Genomic DNA, 19,146 nt, shown 5'->3' on the forward strand with positions numbered 1-19,146 from the left:
ATCAACAATAAAGTTCAATTTCCGACCAATGCAAGCGAGTATGTGAGATATTCATCACAAAATAGATTTACAAACGCCAAGAAATTGTTATCATGATTATTCATATAACTTAATAACAAGAAACATTTTGGCTAGGTAATATGCAAAAAACTATGGCTTTCAACTGCTTGAGTAACACGGAATGGACTGCGGAGATAAGAGGTAAACTTTTATCTGTAGCTAAACACATGGAAGAGTTCGGTTCAGTAAGTGAGCTAGAGCTATGTAAGATATTTGGAGAGACAATTTGGAATGACGGTGTGGATTATCATTCACATGCTTTCTCATTCAGAATTAACGCTCAAACTGGGGATTGTTCAATCTCTAACTTTAAGTATCACTAAGTTTTGCACCTATCATATGCGGAGTGCCTTTCACGAGGCGCTCCGTTTTTTATTTCTGCGCATCTGGTATTTGACGACAGTCTTTAAGAACAGCGGCACCCTAGTTTAACAACGAAAGTCATTTCGTTTTCAGCTCATTTCACCCAAAGACGTATCCCTACTACTGTTCAGTCAGTGTAAACCGGAAGTGGCGCATTGCCTTTCACTTGCCTAATCGCAAGGTGAGTATGTATATCTTTTACGTTAGAGAGACGCTGTAGCTTTCTTGTAAATGCTTCATAAGCCATAAGATTTGGACTGACAACTTCTAAAAGATAGTCATAAGCTCCGGATACAACGTGGCAGCTGATGACCTCTTCCATCTCGACAATTGCACTTTCAAATTTATCGATCGACACTTCTTGGTGGTTGTTTAAGCTCACCTCAACAAACACACTCATTGCGATGCCGACCTGTTCTCGTGACAGGCTCACACGATAGCCATCAATAATCCCTTTTTCTTCCAGTCTTTTGATGCGCCTCGCGCACGGTGAAGCCGATAAGCCAACCTCATCAGCTAACTCAGCCGTGGTTAGCCTGCCGTCTTTCTGAAGCAACTCAAGAAGATGTCTATCAATCCTATCCATAGCAAATACCGATCATTGGTTAAATTCGTTAACAATAGGGGAAATATTAGCAGAAATCATCAACCATGACTCAAGTTCGAACAAAACTTGCCAACTTGTGGCACACCAAGTACCCCATAATGAGTCATCATCCACTTTCCTTGTTTATTATGAAGCTTGGCTACCTATCTATTATTGTCACTCTGCTCATCTGGGCGAGCTTTTTCCTTTCTCTTAAAGGCGGCGCAAATTCAGACTTAACACCTGCAGACATCGCACTGACTCGATTCCTCATACCTGCATTGGTGCTATTGCCTTTGATGTGGAAAGCACGCAGCACGATCGCTGCTGTCCCTAATCGATACTTGGTCGGTATGTTTGTGGGGTGTGGGTTGCCTTATTTACTCGTTGCAGGGACAGCCATGCAGTTTGTTCCCGTATCACACGGGAGTGCTTTGGTTCCGGGAACGCTTCCTCTGTTCGTAACAGGAATCGCGGTACTCTTTTTTAAACAACCGCTTAGCGGACACCGTGTCGTTGGTTTAGGTCTTGTTTTACTCGGGATATTGTTGTTTCTAGGAAATAGCTTAAGCAGCTTCAACTTTGAATACACCAAAGGTCACTTGTTGTTTTTGTGTGGCAGCTTAATGTGGGCGACTTTTACCATCTCAGCACGTGTTGCCAATCTTAATGCGCTTGTGAGTGCGGGTTTCATTTCATTTTGTTCCACTTTGCTGTTGCTGGTCCTTATCCTAACAGGAACCCTCCCTAGCCATTTAATGAGTACACCAATTGCTCAGTGGCCAGTCACAGAGCTTGCCGTACATTCAGCGGTGCAAGGCGTCGGCGCAGGCCTAATAGCGGCATTCACTTATCTCTATGCTGTTAATACACTAGGAGCAGAGCGATCAGCCGCCTTTGGCAGTGCAACACCCGCCGTTGCAACGTTGTTGGCGATCCCACTGTTTAACGAGATTCCAGATACGATGACTTGGTTAGCGCTTGCTTCAATTTGTATTGGCAGCTTGGTCGCGAGCAACATTTTCATGAGAAACGATCAGTCTATGCAATATCAACCGCCAAGCCATAGCAAAGCCTGATACTGCGTTCAAACCTAAATACAGTTCCCCTAAACATCAATTTTAGGGCTTGTAGTGAATAGATAAGCCTACAAACGTAGGCTTATCTAAAATCTGCTTTTTCTGAACTCGCTTCTCCATTAAACTGTCCGACCTTTTTGCAGATCCAAGAGAACACCATGCAACGCGATTACACTTTAACTTGCTTAAACAACATGCCTCGTGAAGAACTAGAAGAATTTAGTTTAAGAATGATTCATCGCCTTGTCCCTGAAGATGCAATGACGGAACTGTTTACGTTCGAACAGGAAGAAGTGACCAATGAAGAGCGTATGCAATCAGCGAAGTTTGATGCGATGTTGCGAATGACAGCAATCGCGCTGAGTGAAATGAATCTTGCGTTTAGTGAGTCGGATAACTCACAACAAAACATCGAGCGCATGACTCGACTATTGCTTTGGCACTTCTATGCAATGTCGTTCAACCTTGAGCAAGCGATCAGCCTTGAAACTCACTGTGACAAAGTCGAGAAGATTTTGTCGAAAGCACCGACAGAAGCATTTGGTTGGGTAAAAGAGCTCACAGAGTTGCTGCACTTCTATGCTGAACTAAATGAAGGCGATGAAGCCCAAAAAGACGCATAAAGTCCCTTCAACTTAAAAGCTGCTCAACGAGTTGTTCGTTACTCAAGGAACAACTCGACTATCCCCTAGAATAGCGGCAAGTAGAACGATATCGAAAGAAAATAGAACTAAAGCGAAGGCAGTCAGGGCTATACCGAAGGCAAATAGAAACTTTGTTGAAATGAGTTTTCTGCTTGTGTTGTTTCTAAAACACTATGATGCAACATCAGTATCGACTGAGCGATTTTGGTGCCAATACCTAACGAACCATTAGGGGCCTCTCGTTCAACTTCATTATGGATAACGACCTTCACCCGTTTTGAATCCGATTCTAAACCTACATCTAACGACACCATTGTTCCGCTCGGGCTATGCCTCAACGCATTATCTAGCAGATTCAAGATCAGCCTCTCAAGTAAATCACCGTCACCCACAGCCTTGATTCCAATAGGTATATTGACGTTCAACTCAACATTCTTATGGCGATACTGGCTTTGTATCGTTTCTAAGCATTCGTTCATCAACACATTAAAATCGATTGAAGCGTATTGATACTTAGGCACAGGATTATCATTTTTGGCGCTATCGAGTAGTGAATGGAGTTGTTCAGACAACTTGTTGCCATTGCGGTAAGCGACGTCAATCAACGGGTCTGACTTCGGATTTTGAATCTTCCACGTTTCTAGGTAGCCAAGAACACTCGATAATGGCGTTTTCAAATCATGACTGAGCTGTAATAAGCTTTGTCTGCGGTGTGATGACTGATACTCAAGCTGCAAAAACTGTTGTTGGATGTGTTTCGCCATCAATTGATAAGAACGTGCAATGGGCACCAATTCTGGTACTTGATGGACAAAGTTAGGTTCCAATCTAAAATCTTGCTCAGCTTGTTGCAGCAATTTATTGGTTACCGCCTCTATTGGGTTCAACAGGCTGCGTTTCACTAGCAGATAAGCGCCAATCGCAAAGCCAAAAATAGAAACTAGCACAAGCCCTGCAAGTGCGATGTATGGTGTATCAACCTGAGAGTTGGTGATCACAGTATGGCGATTACTTCCTATCACCACATACAAATAACCCACCGTCGATCCTAGCTCTTCAATTGCCGCCACAGAAAATACTTTAGGAGAGCCTGGGTTGATCGGGTCTTCGCCCAAAATAGGATAAGGCTCGTCATTTAAGAACTGTTGAATGGGCGCTAGATCTATCTGATTCGCTAACACAGTGCCTTCCGGTGCAGCATTGGTGGTGATATTGCCCTGACTATCCAGAAAATAAATATCAAAATCAGGCCCTATCAGCATCAAGGTGTGGAATATAGATTTGAGTGCTTTGGGATTGTAGTCGGTACCAATCATGAGAGGATTATCATCGCGCATATGAACCGCGAGCTCTTTATGTAAGCTCTGCTTAGTTCTTTGTTCTATGGTTTCTTTTTGCCAATGATAAGTGTAAGCAATCACCACACTTACCAACAAAAACCACAAACTTGTGAACAGCACTAAACGCGATTTGAAACTCATGTTCTCTCCTCGGTGGCTCATAGATCTTACTGGCTTTTTAGTAAACTTAGGACGCGACACATAGACCTAAGCTTTTGACTCAAACTTATAGCCAACACCCCAAACGGTTTTAATGAAATCATCATCACTATTGGGCATCGCAAGCTTGGTTCTTAGACGGTTGACCGTGCTACACACAGTATGGTGATAGCCAGAGTGATGAGTATTCCAAACGTGATCGAGCAGCTCGTCTTTGCTATACACACGCCCCGGGCGGGTTGCTAAGAAGTGAAGTAAGGTAAACTCAGTTGCAGTCAGCGGTACGTCTTGGTTATTGAGTGACACCTGATGGCGTTCAGGTTGAATAATGAGCCCACCAAAATTCATAATCGATTCTGTCGTCATAGCCTCTTGAGTGACTGATTCAACATGGCTTAAACGGCGAAGTACGTTCCTCACTCTTGCTTGAAACTCGAGAACGCTGAAAGGTTTCGTTATGTAGTCATCAACACCGGCTTCTAAACCTGACACCTTATCTAGCTCAGCATCCCTTGCGGTTAGCATGAGTACCGGCGTCCAATCTTCTTGCTGACGTAACATTCGACAAAAATCGAGTCCATCTCCGTCAGGCAAGCCACGATCCAGTACGATTAAATCGAAATGACCATCTTTATAGAGCGCCTGAGCCTTTTCAATCACATTAGTTCTTATTACGTCATGGCCTTGGAACTTAAGATGCATCTGCACCAGTTCAGCTAGGTCATCATCGTCTTCAACCAACAATATGTTTGCCATCAAATTTACCGCAGCACTATTCATGATCCCTGCTCTATTCGGAGTCTGCCTACCTTTCAATTGACCGGAACAGAGCAGGAATTCTTTCATCGTACTTTCAACCCTATTACTCAGTTCGAGTAATGGTGATTCTTGCTCCTGGGTTGAGGAAACGATGGTTAGCACTTAAAGCAGACGTCGTAAGGCCGTCATCTTGGCTGATTACACCAGAGTGGAAACTCACTACATCGGTGTCGTCTCGTGTGGTATTAAAACCCTCACCACCGCCCGCAGGTCCCGGAATCGTTGCAGCAAGCTCGTCGTTCAATTCCGTTCCTGAATCCCAAACATTCATGTTCATCACAAAGGTATCACCCACCGCTAATGACTTGAGTGACAAACCGGATTCACCAACAAACGCATCATTGGTGTTCACCAACATGGAAGCAACTGAGATATACCCTTCTTGATTTGGGTCGACACGAATAGACACCGTGTCTTGCTCACCTGAAAGAATCAGCCCATTGCCTGAGATGCCTTGATAAACATTGGCGTCACTGTCACTGAGCGCAAGCAATTGTGCATTACTGCCTCCTTCCGCCAAGTATTCCAGATCGACAGAGGCACTTTGCCCAACTTCAAACAGGTCAAAATTCGTATTGTGAGTCAATACCGCGAGGGGCGACATTGGTTGATTGGGGGTGAGGTTAGTCACACTCACATCATAGCGATAGTAATCGTCGTCATCGTCCGGACAACCTGCTAACACAGCTACTGATGCAGCGATAAATAGAATTCTAGCTTTCATACATCCCCCTTACTTCACAACAATGGTGATAGTAGCTACAGGGTTTAACCAACGATGACTACTGCTATCGAGGTCACTGATGCCGCCAGCCGCGTTACTATCACCGATGTTACCCGGATGAATATGAACCTTAGCGTTTGACACTGCAGTTTCAACTCCCGTACCACCAGCACCAAAGGTTATAAATGGCGGGTTTGGCATGCTGCCAGCCAACTCATCATTCGCTTCAGTGCCTGCGTCATAGCCATTGAGGGTCGCTTTGTAGGTGCCCGCTTGAGTTGGGATTTTCCAACTGTCTAAGCCAACAAACCCGTCGTTGGTTGGCAGCAGCATTGCACCCAATGACAAGTAAGCTAAATCACCAGTGTCGATATCAAACGTAGTTGCGACGCCTGGATTAAGAATGCCGGTAGCTGGGTTTTCAACCACCACGCCTCCTGCGTTAGCAATGACACCAGATAAACCTGAAATATCGCCACCTTCGGCCATGGATTCTAGTTCCGCAGAAGCCGTTTCACCCGTTCTAAACATGAACAAGCTTGAGTCATGAGCCGCCGCTAAGATAGGCGTAAAGTAGATCCCTTTCGTTGCATTAGTGACAGTGACTTCAAGCTCAGCAGCCTGAACTTGAGCCGCTCCAAAGGCCAACATAGCCGAGCTGATCACTAAGCTGATTTGAGTACGTTTATTCATTTTGATTCCATCCTTTATCGAGTCCTATCGTTGCCGCCAAAACGAATAACAGCGATATACCGTTACCTTTGCCAGAACGAACTGTGGTGTTGTTGACTCTAAGAATGGCGATCAAATCTATCAGCAACTTCATTGAATTCTCATAAAACTCTCACAAGTTTATCCAAACTTCTTACTGCCAATAAAAGTAGCGATAAGGTACTTATATTTAAACGAAAACTATCAATTCATCATTTGCGTAGGAAGGAGGACAAAAGAAGGTAATAAATAGAAGTGGAGCGAATTAAACGCAAAAAAGCCGAATCGACTTACCGATTCGGCCTTTATTCTGGCGTCCTGTTGTTGCTCTTTCCTAAGCCGTATTTGGCCTTCAAATTAAGCTAACAACACAGAATCAATTTAGAACGCGTAGTTTGCGTCAATCAATTCGCTAACTTCCACTTTGCTTACTTCAGCACGAGCTTCAAGCCATTGTGCAACTTGCAGTTGTTCTGCTTCTGTAACTGAACGGTAGCGCTCAATTGAGTATAAGAAACCTTCAAACAGCTCAAGGCCGCCACCACCAAAACACAGGCCGATGCTGTCGATAAAATCGATAAATTCATCGATGAACACATCGTATTGGTCAAAATCAGCAATCGAAGTCGTGCAGCTTACTTCAAAACCTAGAATAGCGAATTCACCTAGGTATAACTTCTTGCGTAGGCGGCGATTTTTGTTTTCGATTTTATCTAATTTCATAACTGTCTCTCTTTTCGTTTGATAAAGCATTTATACACAGTTCTCCGTTAATTCCCAAGAGTTTTGTATTGCACGAGAGGGTTAGCAGCAAAAATCGTGCTACAGAAACAAAACCTTAATCAAAACTATAAAAATCTGTCACTTAACTGCTTCACGATTGCTCACACATCAGCCCAAGTTATTAACCAATTCATTAGTAAGTGGGTAAGTCATAAATAACGAATAATAAAGTCAGCCAACAGGAAGCAGTCCCGATGAGCAAGGAAACATTTGATAGCACTCGATTCAATAAGAGTAACAACAAGCCTTTCGAAGAAGTTCTAGATGCGAACCTTTCAAGAAGAAACGTTCTGAAAGGCGGTTTAGGCATCAGTGCAATGACCGCATTTGGCGCGTTTGGTTTAGCGGGTCACAGCACGGCTAACGCTGCGACAATGCAAACAACGGGCGCACAAAAAAGCACTGCAACACTTGCATTCGAATCGGTTAAAGGATCATTGACAGACAGTGTCGTTGTGCCGAAAGGCTACACAGCACAGGTATTAGTTCCTTGGGGTACTCCACTCAACAAACAAGGCAACGCTTGGTTAAAAGACGGCACCAACAACGCACAAGATCAAGCCAACGCATTAGGCATGCATCACGATGGCATGCACTTCTTCCCACTTAATGGCAACAGCAATGATGGCTTATTGGTGATCAACCACGAATACATCGACCAAAAAGCGCTGCACGCCAACGGCCCAACATACAACGAAGGCGCTCGCCCTAGCCTTGATGAAGTACGTAAAGAGATCAACGCGCACGGCGTGAGTGTTGTTCGAGTGAAACTTGAAGGCAACCAATGGGTGATGGTCGATAACGATCCACTGAACCGCCGCTACACAGGCGCAACAGTAATGGACCTGTCTGGCCCTGTTGCTCACAGTGAATTTACCAAAACCAAGTTCTCACAAGACGGCAGCCAAGCTCGTGGCACGTTGAACAACTGTGGTAATGGCTACACGCCATGGGGCACTTACCTAACGTGTGAAGAAAACTGGCCGGGTTATTTCGTGAACAAAGGCGAGACAACGCCAGCACAAGAGCGTATTGGTATCGCAACCGACAAAACACGTTACGGTTGGGACACACTTTCAGGTAACAAACAAGAACGCTTAGACGAGTTTGCACGCTTTGACGTAACACCAAAAGGTGAGTCAGCAATGGACGATTACCGTAACGAAGCACATGGTCACGGCTACATTGTTGAAATCGACCCATACACAGCAAACTCTCGCGCTAAGAAACGTTCTGCACTGGGTTGTTTCCGTCACGAAGGCTGTACGTTTGGTAAGTTGACTGAAGGCGAGCCGATCGTATTCTACTCTGGTCACGATTCTCGTTTTGAATACCTGTACAAATTCGTTTCTGAAGAGAAATGGGACCCACGTGACGCAGAGCCGAGTAATCGCCTAAGTGCGGGTGACAAGTACATGGACAAAGGCACACTGTATGTGGCTAAGTTCAACGATGATGGTTCAGGCACTTGGCTACCACTGACTCTGAGCAGTAAGACCACAAACGGCGGTAAGCTAGGTGATTCATTTGATTCTCAAGCAGCACTTATCATTAATACCGCAGGCGCAGCCGACCTTGTAGGCGCAACGCCAATGGATCGCCCTGAATGGTGCTCTGTTGACCCAATGACAGGTACGGCTTACCTTACGCTGACTAACAACAACAAGCGTAAAGAAGCGAACTCTGCGAACCCTCGCGTAGACAACAAGTTCGGTCATGTTATTCGTTGGGATGAAGGCAAAACAGCAGGCGAGTTCGATTGGGATATCTTCGTATTTGGCTCTCCAGCAGTAGAAGACAAATCTATTAACCGCTCAGGTCTAACAGACATGAACCAATTCGCCAGCCCTGACGGCTTAGCGTTTGATGCTCGTGGCATCTTGTGGATTCAGACTGATAACGGCGCAGATGAAGTAACGGGCTACACCAATGACCAAATGCTGGCAGTTGTCCCATCTCAGTTAACGGATGACAACGGCAACAGCGCGGTAATTGATGCAAACAACCAAGCACAACTTAAACGCTTCTTTGTGGGTCCAAACGGTTGTGAAGTAACTGGCTTTACCATCAGCCCTGATTACAAATCACTGTTTGTGAACATTCAACACCCAGCAAACTGGCCATCGTCTGAAGATGCAACGGCTCAGACTCAGGGCAATGTTCGCCCAAGAGCATCTACGGTTGTGATTCGTCGTGAAGACGGCGGTGAAATCGCGGTTTAAATATACAACGCAGGCTAAGATCAGAAACATTTCGGTTATCTAGTCTCTGTTCGCTAGCTAAGTAAAATCAAAAAGAGCGATAAGGCCAAATACCCTATCGCTCTTTTTATATTCTATGCATTCTTCGGTTTAAGTAAGAATCCGAATTTTCAAAACTCACGTAATCCTAAGTACTCATCATCCCAAGTACGCGTCATCCTCGATAAGGAGGAACGACTGAATTGGGGATCTCTAACCGTTATCGCAGCTCAGAATTAGCTAACGAACAACCACACACCAACGCCCATCATTAACGTACCTGCAATACGGTTCATCAACTTAACGTTATCGGCTTTGCCCAGCATATGTTTTAGGCTCTTACCGCCCGTAGCATACAAGGTCATGCAGACAAATTCAGAAACCAGAATAATAGACACTAAAATCAACAACTGCGGTGCTAAGTCTTTATTACTGTTAATAAAAGGAGGCAATAACGAAATCATGAATGCCCAGCCTTTCGGGTTCGCGATTGCCGTTACGAAGCCTTGAACCACCAAGTCCCAATCATTGCTGACTTTTGTTGTTTGGTTGTCAGTGCTGATCGCCAGCTTGCCTCTTGAACGCCACATCTGAACGCCTAAATAGAACAAGTAAGCTGCACCAACAAATTTGAAGCCCGTAAATAGCCACGGGTAGTTCAACATAATGGATGCAATACCCAATACCGCAGCAATAGAAACCACCGCAACACCAGCCAATTCACCGATCATCATCCATAATGTACGCTTGTATCCAACACTCATTCCTAGCGTCAAAGCCAAGGTCATACACATACCGGGCGTAATTGACACAAAGAAAAATGTGGGAATAAAAGCCCAAAGTAGTGCGCTATCCATATTATTACCTTATCGACTTATTTTTATTTAAGTGTTTAGCTAGTTGAGCTGTCTTTCTAAGGAGCTACCTTATATTTAGCGACACAACGAAAAAGAGCCACAATACAGCGGCTCTTTTCCATTACCAACCGTAATTTTACTTACGACGGTTTTTAATTCGCTTCATCATAGTCAAACGACGTTCTGCGCTTGCTTGATCTTGAGGCTCTTCGTTCGCGTTGTTCTTACGACCTTGGCGGTTTTTGTACGCCGATTTAGTGTTCAGCTTCTCGATGTAAGCATCACGTTTCTTCGGTTCATAACCCGGTTGTTCAACACGGCGAATACGTTGTTGAATCAGTGTTTCAACTTGAACAACAGTCAACTCTTCTTCGCGGTTAACGAAAGAAATCGCATGACCTTGTTTACCAGCACGACCTGTACGGCCAATACGGTGAACGTAATCTTCCGCTAGGAAAGGCATGTCGTAGTTAATTACATGTGGTAAGTCTTCGATATCAAGACCACGGGCTGCAACGTCGGTTGCTACCATCACACGTGCTCTGCCTTCTTTGAAGTCATCCAAAGCACGACGACGAGCGCTTTGTGCTTTATCACCGTGACAAAGTACCGCTTTAATGCCGTCTAATTTAAGCTCTTTAACAACGTCATTCGCTGTTTCTTTGTAGTTCACGAACACAAGCACTTGGCGCCAGTTTTTACGGCCAATCAGCTCAGAAAGCAGTTCTGTTTTACGCTCTTGATCCACAGGGTAAACCACGTGACCAACAGTAGAAGCCGTTGAGTTTTCGCGCTCAACACTAATACGTTTTGGTTTACGTAGAATATCAACAGACAGTTGGTTTAACTGAGTAGAAGTCGTTGCCGAGAACATCATGATTTGCGGCGATGTTTCTACATCCAACATGATCTTACGAACGGCATTGATAAAGCCCATATCAAGGATACGGTCAGCTTCATCGAATACTAGAAATTCTAGGTTTGCGATAGACACGTTACCCGCTTCTAAGTGTTCTTCCAAACGGCCAGGTGTTGCAACCAAAATATCCACACCCAGTTCTAATTGACGAACTTGTGAAGACATTTTGTTACCACCGTAAACCGCTGAAACGCTTAGTTCAGTGTATTTAACGTAGTCTTTAATGTTTTGAGCGATCTGCGCAGCTAGCTCTCGAGTTGGAGCAAGAATAAGGCCGCGAGCCGTTCCTCTAGACGCCTTTTTACCGCTGTTCAAAAGGTGCTGAATAACAGGCAATGAAAATGCCGCTGTTTTACCCGTACCGGTTTGAGCAGTAGCAAAAATATCATGGCCTTTACGAGCCATTGGAATCGCTTTTTGTTGAATTGGAGTGAGTTTTTCATAACCACACTCAGTCAACGCTTTGACTAATTCAGGAGCAAAACCTTGAGAGGAAAATGACATTGTTACGGGTTCCTTAAGCAGACAGCCTACATTCTTATTTCAGCCGAGCACTATAAAGTAATTAGAGTGATTTATCTCACATTTATCGTGATATAACGCAAACTTTCTCATTTAATCTGGTGTTTACCCCACCTTCAACGAAGTAAACACCGAGATCATCAGTTCAAACAGTAAAAATGGCGCTATTTGATGCCACACAGCTTGAGTAGAATCTGCTCGAGATCGTCCCAAGGCATTAACTGCGAGTCGATCACTTCCAGTCTTGATTCAAAACCATCCAGTGTAATTTCGTTCACTGACACCACTTGATTCGCCACGTTAAACGCATAGCAACCTTGGTCAGTATTCACCACGGCTTTTACACGCTCAGCCGTAAGATCTGACAGCATTGAAAACAGCGCATCAAAGTCGAACTTGTGCTCTGCGCCAAATAGCCAACCGCAACTGAAATAGCCCTGACCTTTATTCTCTTTACGGATGAACGCTTCACCGGGAGGAAGTTGGAATTGAGGCTCTTGTTCAGCGTGATCGTGATGATGCGCTTCAATATGAGAGGAAGCACTGCCGTATACTCTTTCAATGTCCAACACTTCCAATGGCACTTCACCATCGTGAATTAGCTTATGGAAGACTTTTGCTGGCGTTTGATCCGTCACCCAATCATTAAACACATCGATGTCTTCAGAATGAACAAGGTCAACCTTAGTACCAAGAATCACATCTGCACTGTCCAGTTGATCATTGAAATTCTGATTCGACGTGTACTTTTCATTGGATAGGTTTCGTGGGTCAACCAAGCCAAGCGTCGCTTTTAAATCAACATAAGGTGTGTATTGCTCTGAAGTGAGTGTCGCAATAACCTGTTTAGGGTGACCAAGCCCAGTTGGCTCAATCAATAAACGGTCCGGCTTTTGGCGCAGTAAGGCATTAATACCTACCGACATAGGAACACCTGCAGTACAACACATGCAACCACCCGGTACTTCTTTAATTAAAGCACCTTGGTCTGTCATTAATGCGCCATCAATGCCGATTTCGCCAAATTCATTAACCAGGACAGCCCAGTTTTCATTCTCAGGTTTATTTTTGAGCAGGTTCAAAATAGCTGTCGTTTTGCCAACACCCAAGAAACCCGTAATTATGTTTGTAGGAACTTTTTTGGTCATATCAGTTCTCCTTTTTAAGGGAGTATATACACAATCACGGAGAAATTGACCCCAATCGCTTGTTTATACGGAGAATGATTTAAGCCAGAAGTTGTATGAGTGTCACTAGAAAAGGGGGGAACGAAGAAAAATGAATGCTCCAGACGAACTAAAGGCGTACTTACTCAGTACGCCTCACCCTCGTTACTCAATCGTGAGTTCGCGAATCAGGAAGCCTTAAATATCGACCTGAACATTTAACGAGGAACTAAAACTTTGTTTCTGAATCCATCCAAATTGTGTGTAAAACCTCACTTCTCCTTGCGGTTCGTTATGTTGCTTTACGATTTAACTATGGTTCATTTTTGGGGATATTCAAGCCACCACCAGAGAATCGATCAAAATTGTGACGGCGATTCCACAATTGCCCATAGATTCCATTTATGTAACACGTACATTCCATAAATGAAATTCAACTTTTCATCTTTGCTGCTATAGGATATGCAGAGGACGCGTATAATTTATGACAACCCCGCCTTAACCCATTCAGGAGCCTTATCTCAATGACCAGAAGAGAGAAAATTAAGCAATCCTTATTAGCCAAAATGCCAAGGGATGCTATTAATCAATTTCTCTCAAGAGATAAGACACCCGCTTCCGTTCTCTTTCTTTCTTGTATTGTGGGTGTACTTGCTGGCGTGGTGGGTACCTATTTCGAAGTCGCGGTTCATTTCATCACAGAAACTCGTACCGATTGGCTTAAAGATGAAATCGGTAGCTATTTACCCCTTTGGCTAGCCGCTTTCCTTATTAGTGCTGCATTTGCCTTTATTGGTTACTTCCTCGTTCACCGCTTTGCTCCAGAGGCTGCAGGTTCAGGCATCCCCGAAATTGAAGGTGCGATGGACGGTATGCGCCCAGTTCGATGGTGGAGAGTATTGCCAGTAAAATTCTTTGGCGGTATGGGCGCATTAGGTTCTGGTATGGTTTTAGGCCGAGAAGGACCAACCGTTCAAATGGGCGGCAGTATTGGTCGCATGGTCACCGATATCTTTCGAGTCAAAGATGACGACACTCGCCACTCACTATTAGCTTCGGGTGCCGCAGGTGGTTTAGCCGCCGCATTCAATGCACCACTGGCTGGCATCATGTTTGTAGTCGAGGAGATGAGACCACAGTTTCGCTACTCACTCATATCAATTAAAGCCGTCATCATCTCCGCGGTTTCAGCCAACATCGTTTTTCGATCAATCAACGGACAGTCTGCCGTTATCACAATGCCTCAGTACCAACCGCCTGAACTGGATGCTCTGTGGTTATTTTTGTTGTTAGGCGTGTTGTTCGGCCTGTTTGGTGTGATTTTCAATAAGTTGATTACACTTTCGCAAGACCTGTTTGTGGCAATACACAAGAATGACCGTAAACGCTACTTAATGACAGGTTCCCTGCTGGGCGGTTGTTTTGGCTTATTGCTGCTCTATATACCGGAGTTGACTGGCGGTGGTATTGGTATCATCCCGAACATCACTAATGGCAACTACAGCGCAAACGTGCTGCTGTTAATCTTCTTAGGCCGAGTGATCACTACCCTGCTTTGTTTCGGCTCTGGTGCACCGGGTGGTATCTTTGCACCAATGCTTGCTCTAGGAACGCTCTTTGGTTACGCGTTTGGGCTTATTGCGGCGGCATTCTTTCCTGAACTGAATATTGAACCGGGTATGTTTGCGATTGCTGGCATGGGCGCCTTATTTGCCGCCACCGTACGAGCGCCTATCACTGGCATACTGTTGGTTATTGAAATGACCAATAACTACTACCTGATCCTGCCGTTGATCATCACCTGCTTAGGCGCGGTAATCATTGCTCAAATGTTAGGTGGGCAGCCAATTTACAGTCAGCTGCTTAACCGTACGCTGAAAAACGAGAAGCTAAGACAACAAGACCTCCCTCAGCAAGAGGAAGTACGTTAACGACATTGAGAACGATAGTTCAAATGTGGAACTTAAACGTAACTCGTTAAGTTCCACTAATACAGTCAAGTTCCACTGATACATGAGCAAACCAAGCTCTGTATTTATAAATCACTCAAAAAATAAAGCACACTTTCCTCGTGCTTAATGTCCCGATTTCGTATCAAAATCAAAAAAGCAAACGTTAAACTTGCTATCATCCACTCAAAATTATTTGAGTGTCCTTAACATCTATTGAGGACACAGCTGAGCGCTCACTCTAGAGCAAAAATTCTATAATTGACTCATATTATATAAACAGCTCACATTCTATATAACTCATATCCTATAAATAACTAGTTGGAGAAAGGCGTTGAACTGGAGAAGGTTAACCCAAGTAAAAAATGTGCCGCCATCTCAGGCGTCTTTGGCACTTGGTGTTATTGGACTAGGACAAGCTTGGGCATTATATCTGCCTGGAGTTGGTGAGATCATTCGCCCTTACCTTGCTGCATTTGGCGCACTGTTATTGCTACCCGTTTTACTTCGTTATCTCACCAGCTTTAATACTTTCATCAATGACATTCGTCATCCGCTTAGTGGAAGCTTGATGGCACCAATGAGCATGGCGTTATTGATTCTATGCGACTATTTAGCCGAAATCTCACCAGTCATTGCTTACCCTGTCTGGTTCTGCGCGTTGTTATTGCATTTTACCATGATGGTGTTGTTCTTTAGTTTCCAGATCATCAACTTTAAAATGTCGAACATTGTACCGAGTTGGTTTCTGTATCCGGTGGGGTTAATCAGCAGTTCCTTAGCAGGTTCACAATTTGGGCACACCGTTTTTTCAGAAACACTTGCGGCCACTTGTATCGGTATCTATTTCCTAATGCTGCCAGTGGTGTTGTACCGCTTGGTATTCGAAGGAAACCTGCCACGCCGAGCAAGACCAACCTTAGCCATCATGGCAGCACCTGTGAACCTGTCTTTAGCGGCTTACTTGGTTAACTTCGACAACCCAGACCCGATTCTAACAGGCGCGTTGGCTGGTATTGCTATCACCATGACGCTACTGATCTACTTGTGTTACATACGATTGATGCGTCTGAAATTCCAACCTTCGATTGCTGCCGTCACTTTCCCTTCCGTGATCAGCGCTATTGCCATGCATCGTCTAACTACGTTTTTCGGCGCGGAATACCCGCAATGGTATTGGCTGCACAAGTTTGGTTTCTTCGAGTTAACCATCGCAACCATCCTAGTGATTTGGGTTGCAGGTGGATACGTGAAAATGTACTGGCCTGAGTTTTTTGATACTGACTACATGTCTAAAAAGGTCAAACGTTCTTAGACCTAAGCTAGAAGAGCTTAGTTTGCTCGATCGAATTCTCCAATATTCGATATGTCAGACAGCAGAACCAAACAAAAAAAGGCCTCACAATGTGATAATGCCGTTCGGATAAGCATTATTGCTTGAACCTGAACGGATATTTGGCTGGGACAAAGAGGACTGAACGTGGAAACGTTCGGTCCTTTCTTTTATCTGGAAGAATGAAGTGACTCAAACTGTCTCTCATCCTTTTCAGTTTTACAGGTAGAGTTCCGTCTGGGCTTAAAGCTAACCAACGTAATTGCGCATCAATAAGGTTAATTGCGGCGGTAAAACTGACCCTAGTCGCTCGAACCCCGGCTTCTGAAGCTATCTTAACCATCTCTAATCGCACTAAGTTATAGGCAAGTAATACGCCCCAAAGCTCTTGCTTCACACCGGCAGAAAAACGACTTCGTAAAGTGACGTGACTTTGCAGTTGAGTCTGTTTAATTTCACCATAACCTTCTTCTATCTCCCAGCGTTGCCAATAAATACGCAGCAGGCTTTCTAGCGAGTATCTACTAGGGTCTGTAAGTGAAGTAATAAAACCTTTTATCTCACCTTTTGGCTCTTGATATAGGACTAATCTAGCTTCCCAACGTGCGGGTAAATTCGGATTCTGCCGTTGAGCTTGAGGAGATATGGGCATTGAGATGAGCATGTCGTTCTCCGCATATTTCTCCAACACTTCATAGCGTAGCTTACGTTTTGCCGGCATTAACCAGTGAGCATTTTCCGCACTCTCTTGCCACGACAACAAGAGGTCTGCCGAGAAATAACAACGATCAAATAAGGTCAATGAATGTGCGGGGATATCATTGAATAGACGCTTAGCTAAGGTCGTTTCACCGACATGACAGCCATCAAAAGCCGCCCCCATAATCATTCGAGTTTCTGTTGACATCAAAGCGACTAAACGAAGTTGAGGGTAAGGTTTCAATTTTTTAGAGATGAACCCAAATTCTTCAGCGTTCTCTGGGGAATCTTGGCACCTAAATGTTGTTCCATCCACAGCAAGAACATTAAGCTCCAAGTCTTTATCTTGTTGAAGGATATCTCCGTTCCAAGCCTTTACCGTTGTGTGAAACAGAGCCGCTAATGGACTCTCATCTAGACGTCGGCGTGAATCAGTTAGGACACTAGGTGCAACACGAGACCAGCTATCTTCAGGTTTAGGCTGAAGCGCAATGTCTAATGAACTGCATACCTCTTTGATAGACATGTTGCGTTGCAGCCCCATCCAAATAACTAACCAGACAGCTTGCTGAGCGGGAAGCCGACGTCGTCTTATGCTCGCTTTATTGGTTTCAAGAAGAGCTTGTTCTATCCACTCAATCTGAATGGCGTCGACGACAGATTCATAATTGTCGGCATCTTCAATGGTCTCGTGTGCCATTGCTAATTCTTGTTCAAGCATAAAAAAATCCCCATCAACGTTGTTGATGGGGATTATCTGCTAACTGCAAGATCGTTCAAGTCTTCTTAAACGATCGGCATTATCACAATGTGAGGCCTTTGAATAGGCAAGGTGTTAATAGTTCAGGCGAGTGTTAATAGAACTAGTGAGAGCTATTAGAAATTAGCGTGAGGGCCAAATACTTCGTAGTGTACGCGTGAGCGATCTACTTTAAGTGCGTCTAACTGCTCTACGATGTTCTTCATGAAACCAACAGGTCCACAGATATAGAAATCACTCTCTTCAAAGCCTTTAGTATCAGAGATAGACGCTAGATCCATTTGACCTTGATGTGTGTTCTCACAAGCAGACTCGTCTTTGTTCATGTACCACGTTTTCGCTTCCCAACCTTTGTCAGCAACAATATCTTTAACACGAGTCGTGAAAGAGTGTTGGCCTACGTTTTCACAAGCGTGAAGGTAAAGAACCGGTTCGTTTTTCTGCTCGTTGTTCAAGAACTCAAGCATAGACTGCATTGGCGTTACACCCACACCTGCAGAGATGAGCGTTACTGGCTTGCTGCGCTCTTGATACATAAAGTCACCTGCTGGTGCGTATAGGCTAACCTCATCGCCGATAGCAACGGTATCGTGCATGTGGTTAGAAACAACACCTTGCGTTTCTTGACCTTGCCCTTCACGCTTCACAGAGATACGGTAGTATTTTCCGTTCGGCTTGTCTGACAGTGAATACTGACGAATTTCGCTGTATTGTGCGCCTTCAGGTTTCACTTCAATGCCGATGTATTGTCCTGGTGTGTAATCCAAAACCTCACCGCCATCTTTTGGCTGTAAGATGAAGCTTGTTACGAGTGCTGACTCTTCGATCTTGTCTGCAATTACGAATGCACGTGCTGCTTCCCAGCCACCAACAGCCTGCTTGCGCTGTAGATAAAGTTCAGCTTCACGGTCGATGAATACTTGCGCTAAGAATAGGTAAGCGGCAGTCCATGCTTCTTCTACTTCTGGAGTAAATGCCTCAGTAGCTAATTCACGCAATGTTTCAATCAGGTGCAAACCAACAATTTGGTAGTGCTCTGGTTGAATGTTAAAGCTTGTGTGTTTCTGTGCAATACGTTCAACCGCGGTGGTTAACGCTGCTAGGTTTTCAATGTTTTTAGCATAAGCCGCGATAGCTTCAAACAGTGCCACACCTTGGCGACCTGTTCTTTGGTGAGTCATATTGAAGATATCTTTCAATTCAGGGTTATGCGTGAACATACGTTGATAGAAGTGTTGAGTTAAAGCAGGGCCTGCGCTTTCTAAAAGAGGAATCGTCGATTTGATGATGTTGATATGTAGATTGTTTAGCATTGATTTACTCCGAACACTTAGTCTTTTGACCACTTGAGTCAAATTGACTAGTTTTATTTAAAGATGACTTTATACCAATTCATTCTCAATGAGCTCTCTGGCTACATTTTTTATGAGAAT

18 protein-coding genes are annotated in these 19,146 nt (G+C 44.4%); 6 read left to right on the forward strand and 12 right to left on the reverse strand.

The features are described from left to right. Positions 1–140: 140 nt before the first annotated feature. Positions 141–383: a hypothetical protein gene (locus tag OCU90_RS20845; RefSeq protein ID WP_017062621.1), complete on the forward strand. Its 243-nt coding sequence runs from the start codon at positions 141–143 to the stop codon at positions 381–383. 167 nt (positions 384–550) lie between these two features. On the opposite strand, the gene OCU90_RS20850 is transcribed toward OCU90_RS20845, so the two are convergent. After that, a complete protein-coding gene (locus OCU90_RS20850) occupies positions 551–1,009 on the reverse strand; it encodes an Lrp/AsnC family transcriptional regulator (protein WP_017078313.1) in 459 nt (152 codons plus the stop codon). A 149-nt stretch (positions 1,010–1,158) separates the two neighbouring features. On the opposite strand from OCU90_RS20850, the gene OCU90_RS20855 reads away from it, so the two are divergent. Both OCU90_RS20855 and OCU90_RS20860 read left to right on the forward strand, forming a co-directional pair. Next, complete coding sequence (locus OCU90_RS20855; RefSeq protein ID WP_061025588.1) at positions 1,159–2,088, forward strand: DMT family transporter; 930 nt, start codon at positions 1,159–1,161, stop codon at positions 2,086–2,088. Positions 2,089–2,246: 158 nt separating this feature from the next. Then, positions 2,247–2,711: a hypothetical protein gene (locus OCU90_RS20860; RefSeq protein ID WP_061025591.1), complete on the forward strand. Its 465-nt coding sequence runs from the start codon at positions 2,247–2,249 to the stop codon at positions 2,709–2,711. Between the two features lie 128 nt (positions 2,712–2,839). Here OCU90_RS20860 and OCU90_RS20865 read toward each other — a convergent pair whose 3' ends face one another. The 6 genes from OCU90_RS20865 to OCU90_RS20890 all read right to left on the reverse strand — a co-directional run bounded on the left by OCU90_RS20865 (position 2,840) and on the right by OCU90_RS20890 (position 7,208). Next, positions 2,840–4,213, reverse strand: a complete 1,374-nt coding sequence (locus tag OCU90_RS20865) for a sensor histidine kinase (RefSeq protein ID WP_061025592.1) — start codon at positions 4,211–4,213, stop codon at positions 2,840–2,842. Positions 4,214–4,279: 66 nt separating this feature from the next. Further along, positions 4,280–5,011: a response regulator transcription factor gene (locus tag OCU90_RS20870; protein WP_061025594.1), complete on the reverse strand. Its 732-nt coding sequence runs from the start codon at positions 5,009–5,011 to the stop codon at positions 4,280–4,282. Between the two features lie 82 nt (positions 5,012–5,093). Further along, positions 5,094–5,774, reverse strand: coding sequence for a spondin domain-containing protein (locus OCU90_RS20875; RefSeq protein ID WP_012600503.1), 681 nt, complete (start codon positions 5,772–5,774; stop codon positions 5,094–5,096). A 9-nt stretch (positions 5,775–5,783) separates the two neighbouring features. Further along, positions 5,784–6,467, reverse strand: coding sequence for a spondin domain-containing protein (locus OCU90_RS20880; protein ID WP_061025596.1), 684 nt, complete (start codon positions 6,465–6,467; stop codon positions 5,784–5,786). Beyond that, on the reverse strand, positions 6,460–6,600 hold the full coding sequence (locus tag OCU90_RS20885; protein ID WP_169798678.1) for a hypothetical protein: 141 nt from the start codon (positions 6,598–6,600) through the stop codon (positions 6,460–6,462). The genes OCU90_RS20880 and OCU90_RS20885 overlap by 8 nt, the downstream gene beginning before the upstream one ends. Before the next feature lie 266 nt (positions 6,601–6,866). Continuing rightward, entirely contained in the window at positions 6,867–7,208 is a 342-nt protein-coding gene (locus OCU90_RS20890) for a YggL 50S ribosome-binding family protein (protein WP_061025598.1), read from the reverse strand. 254 nt (positions 7,209–7,462) lie between these two features. Here OCU90_RS20890 and OCU90_RS20895 point away from each other — a divergent pair, with 254 nt between their 5' ends. Then, the gene (locus tag OCU90_RS20895) at positions 7,463–9,490 is read left to right on the forward strand and encodes a PhoX family protein (protein ID WP_061025600.1); all 2,028 of its coding nucleotides are present in this window, start codon (positions 7,463–7,465) and stop codon (positions 9,488–9,490) included. A 254-nt stretch (positions 9,491–9,744) separates the two neighbouring features. Here the strand turns inward: OCU90_RS20895 and OCU90_RS20900 are convergent, their stop codons facing one another. The 3 genes from OCU90_RS20900 to OCU90_RS20910 all read right to left on the reverse strand — a co-directional run bounded on the left by OCU90_RS20900 (position 9,745) and on the right by OCU90_RS20910 (position 12,954). Beyond that, positions 9,745–10,365, reverse strand: a complete 621-nt coding sequence (locus OCU90_RS20900) for a LysE family translocator (RefSeq protein ID WP_004731394.1) — start codon at positions 10,363–10,365, stop codon at positions 9,745–9,747. Between the two features lie 136 nt (positions 10,366–10,501). After that, positions 10,502–11,788 carry a DEAD/DEAH box helicase gene (locus tag OCU90_RS20905; protein ID WP_004731392.1) on the reverse strand — a complete coding sequence of 429 codons (1,287 nt, stop codon included), beginning with the start codon at positions 11,786–11,788 and terminating at the stop codon, positions 10,502–10,504. A 182-nt stretch (positions 11,789–11,970) separates the two neighbouring features. Then, positions 11,971–12,954: a CobW family GTP-binding protein gene (locus OCU90_RS20910; protein ID WP_004731386.1), complete on the reverse strand. Its 984-nt coding sequence runs from the start codon at positions 12,952–12,954 to the stop codon at positions 11,971–11,973. Positions 12,955–13,496: 542 nt separating this feature from the next. Here OCU90_RS20910 and clcA point away from each other — a divergent pair. Together clcA and OCU90_RS20920 are read left to right on the forward strand one after the other, a co-directional pair. Beyond that, positions 13,497–14,903 carry a H(+)/Cl(-) exchange transporter ClcA gene (gene clcA / locus OCU90_RS20915; protein WP_004731384.1) on the forward strand — a complete coding sequence of 469 codons (1,407 nt, stop codon included), beginning with the start codon at positions 13,497–13,499 and terminating at the stop codon, positions 14,901–14,903. Between the two features lie 352 nt (positions 14,904–15,255). Beyond that, positions 15,256–16,236: a TDT family transporter gene (locus tag OCU90_RS20920; RefSeq protein WP_017078300.1), complete on the forward strand. Its 981-nt coding sequence runs from the start codon at positions 15,256–15,258 to the stop codon at positions 16,234–16,236. A 115-nt stretch (positions 16,237–16,351) separates the two neighbouring features. Here the strand turns inward: OCU90_RS20920 and OCU90_RS20925 are convergent, their stop codons facing one another. Both OCU90_RS20925 and hmpA read right to left on the reverse strand, forming a co-directional pair. Next, complete coding sequence (locus OCU90_RS20925) at positions 16,352–17,674, reverse strand: IS4-like element ISVbsp1 family transposase (protein ID WP_009845967.1); 1,323 nt, start codon at positions 17,672–17,674, stop codon at positions 16,352–16,354. 155 nt (positions 17,675–17,829) lie between these two features. Then, positions 17,830–19,026: an NO-inducible flavohemoprotein gene (hmpA, locus tag OCU90_RS20930; protein ID WP_017078299.1), complete on the reverse strand. Its 1,197-nt coding sequence runs from the start codon at positions 19,024–19,026 to the stop codon at positions 17,830–17,832. Between the last annotated feature and the right edge of the window lie 120 nt (positions 19,027–19,146).

The organism is Vibrio splendidus, from assembly GCF_024347615.1.
GTDB lineage: Bacteria > Pseudomonadota > Gammaproteobacteria > Enterobacterales > Vibrionaceae > Vibrio > Vibrio splendidus.

Coding starts and splice junctions, on each gene's coding strand:
- OCU90_RS20845 (WP_017062621.1), top strand. CDS start 141: ATGCAAAAAACTATGGCTTTCAACTGCTTGAGTAACACGGAATGGACT.
- OCU90_RS20850 (WP_017078313.1), bottom strand. CDS start 1,009: ATGGATAGGATTGATAGACATCTTCTTGAGTTGCTTCAGAAAGACGGC.
- OCU90_RS20855 (WP_061025588.1), top strand. CDS start 1,159: ATGAAGCTTGGCTACCTATCTATTATTGTCACTCTGCTCATCTGGGCG.
- OCU90_RS20860 (WP_061025591.1), top strand. CDS start 2,247: ATGCAACGCGATTACACTTTAACTTGCTTAAACAACATGCCTCGTGAA.
- OCU90_RS20865 (WP_061025592.1), bottom strand. CDS start 4,213: ATGAGTTTCAAATCGCGTTTAGTGCTGTTCACAAGTTTGTGGTTTTTG.
- OCU90_RS20870 (WP_061025594.1), bottom strand. CDS start 5,011: ATGAATAGTGCTGCGGTAAATTTGATGGCAAACATATTGTTGGTTGAA.
- OCU90_RS20875 (WP_012600503.1), bottom strand. CDS start 5,774: ATGAAAGCTAGAATTCTATTTATCGCTGCATCAGTAGCTGTGTTAGCA.
- OCU90_RS20880 (WP_061025596.1), bottom strand. CDS start 6,467: ATGAATAAACGTACTCAAATCAGCTTAGTGATCAGCTCGGCTATGTTG.
- OCU90_RS20885 (WP_169798678.1), bottom strand. CDS start 6,600: ATGAAGTTGCTGATAGATTTGATCGCCATTCTTAGAGTCAACAACACC.
- OCU90_RS20890 (WP_061025598.1), bottom strand. CDS start 7,208: ATGAAATTAGATAAAATCGAAAACAAAAATCGCCGCCTACGCAAGAAG.
- OCU90_RS20895 (WP_061025600.1), top strand. CDS start 7,463: ATGAGCAAGGAAACATTTGATAGCACTCGATTCAATAAGAGTAACAAC.
- OCU90_RS20900 (WP_004731394.1), bottom strand. CDS start 10,365: ATGGATAGCGCACTACTTTGGGCTTTTATTCCCACATTTTTCTTTGTG.
- OCU90_RS20905 (WP_004731392.1), bottom strand. CDS start 11,788: ATGTCATTTTCCTCTCAAGGTTTTGCTCCTGAATTAGTCAAAGCGTTG.
- OCU90_RS20910 (WP_004731386.1), bottom strand. CDS start 12,954: ATGACCAAAAAAGTTCCTACAAACATAATTACGGGTTTCTTGGGTGTT.
- clcA (WP_004731384.1), top strand. CDS start 13,497: ATGACCAGAAGAGAGAAAATTAAGCAATCCTTATTAGCCAAAATGCCA.
- OCU90_RS20925 (WP_009845967.1), bottom strand. CDS start 17,674: ATGCTTGAACAAGAATTAGCAATGGCACACGAGACCATTGAAGATGCC.
- hmpA (WP_017078299.1), bottom strand. CDS start 19,026: ATGCTAAACAATCTACATATCAACATCATCAAATCGACGATTCCTCTT.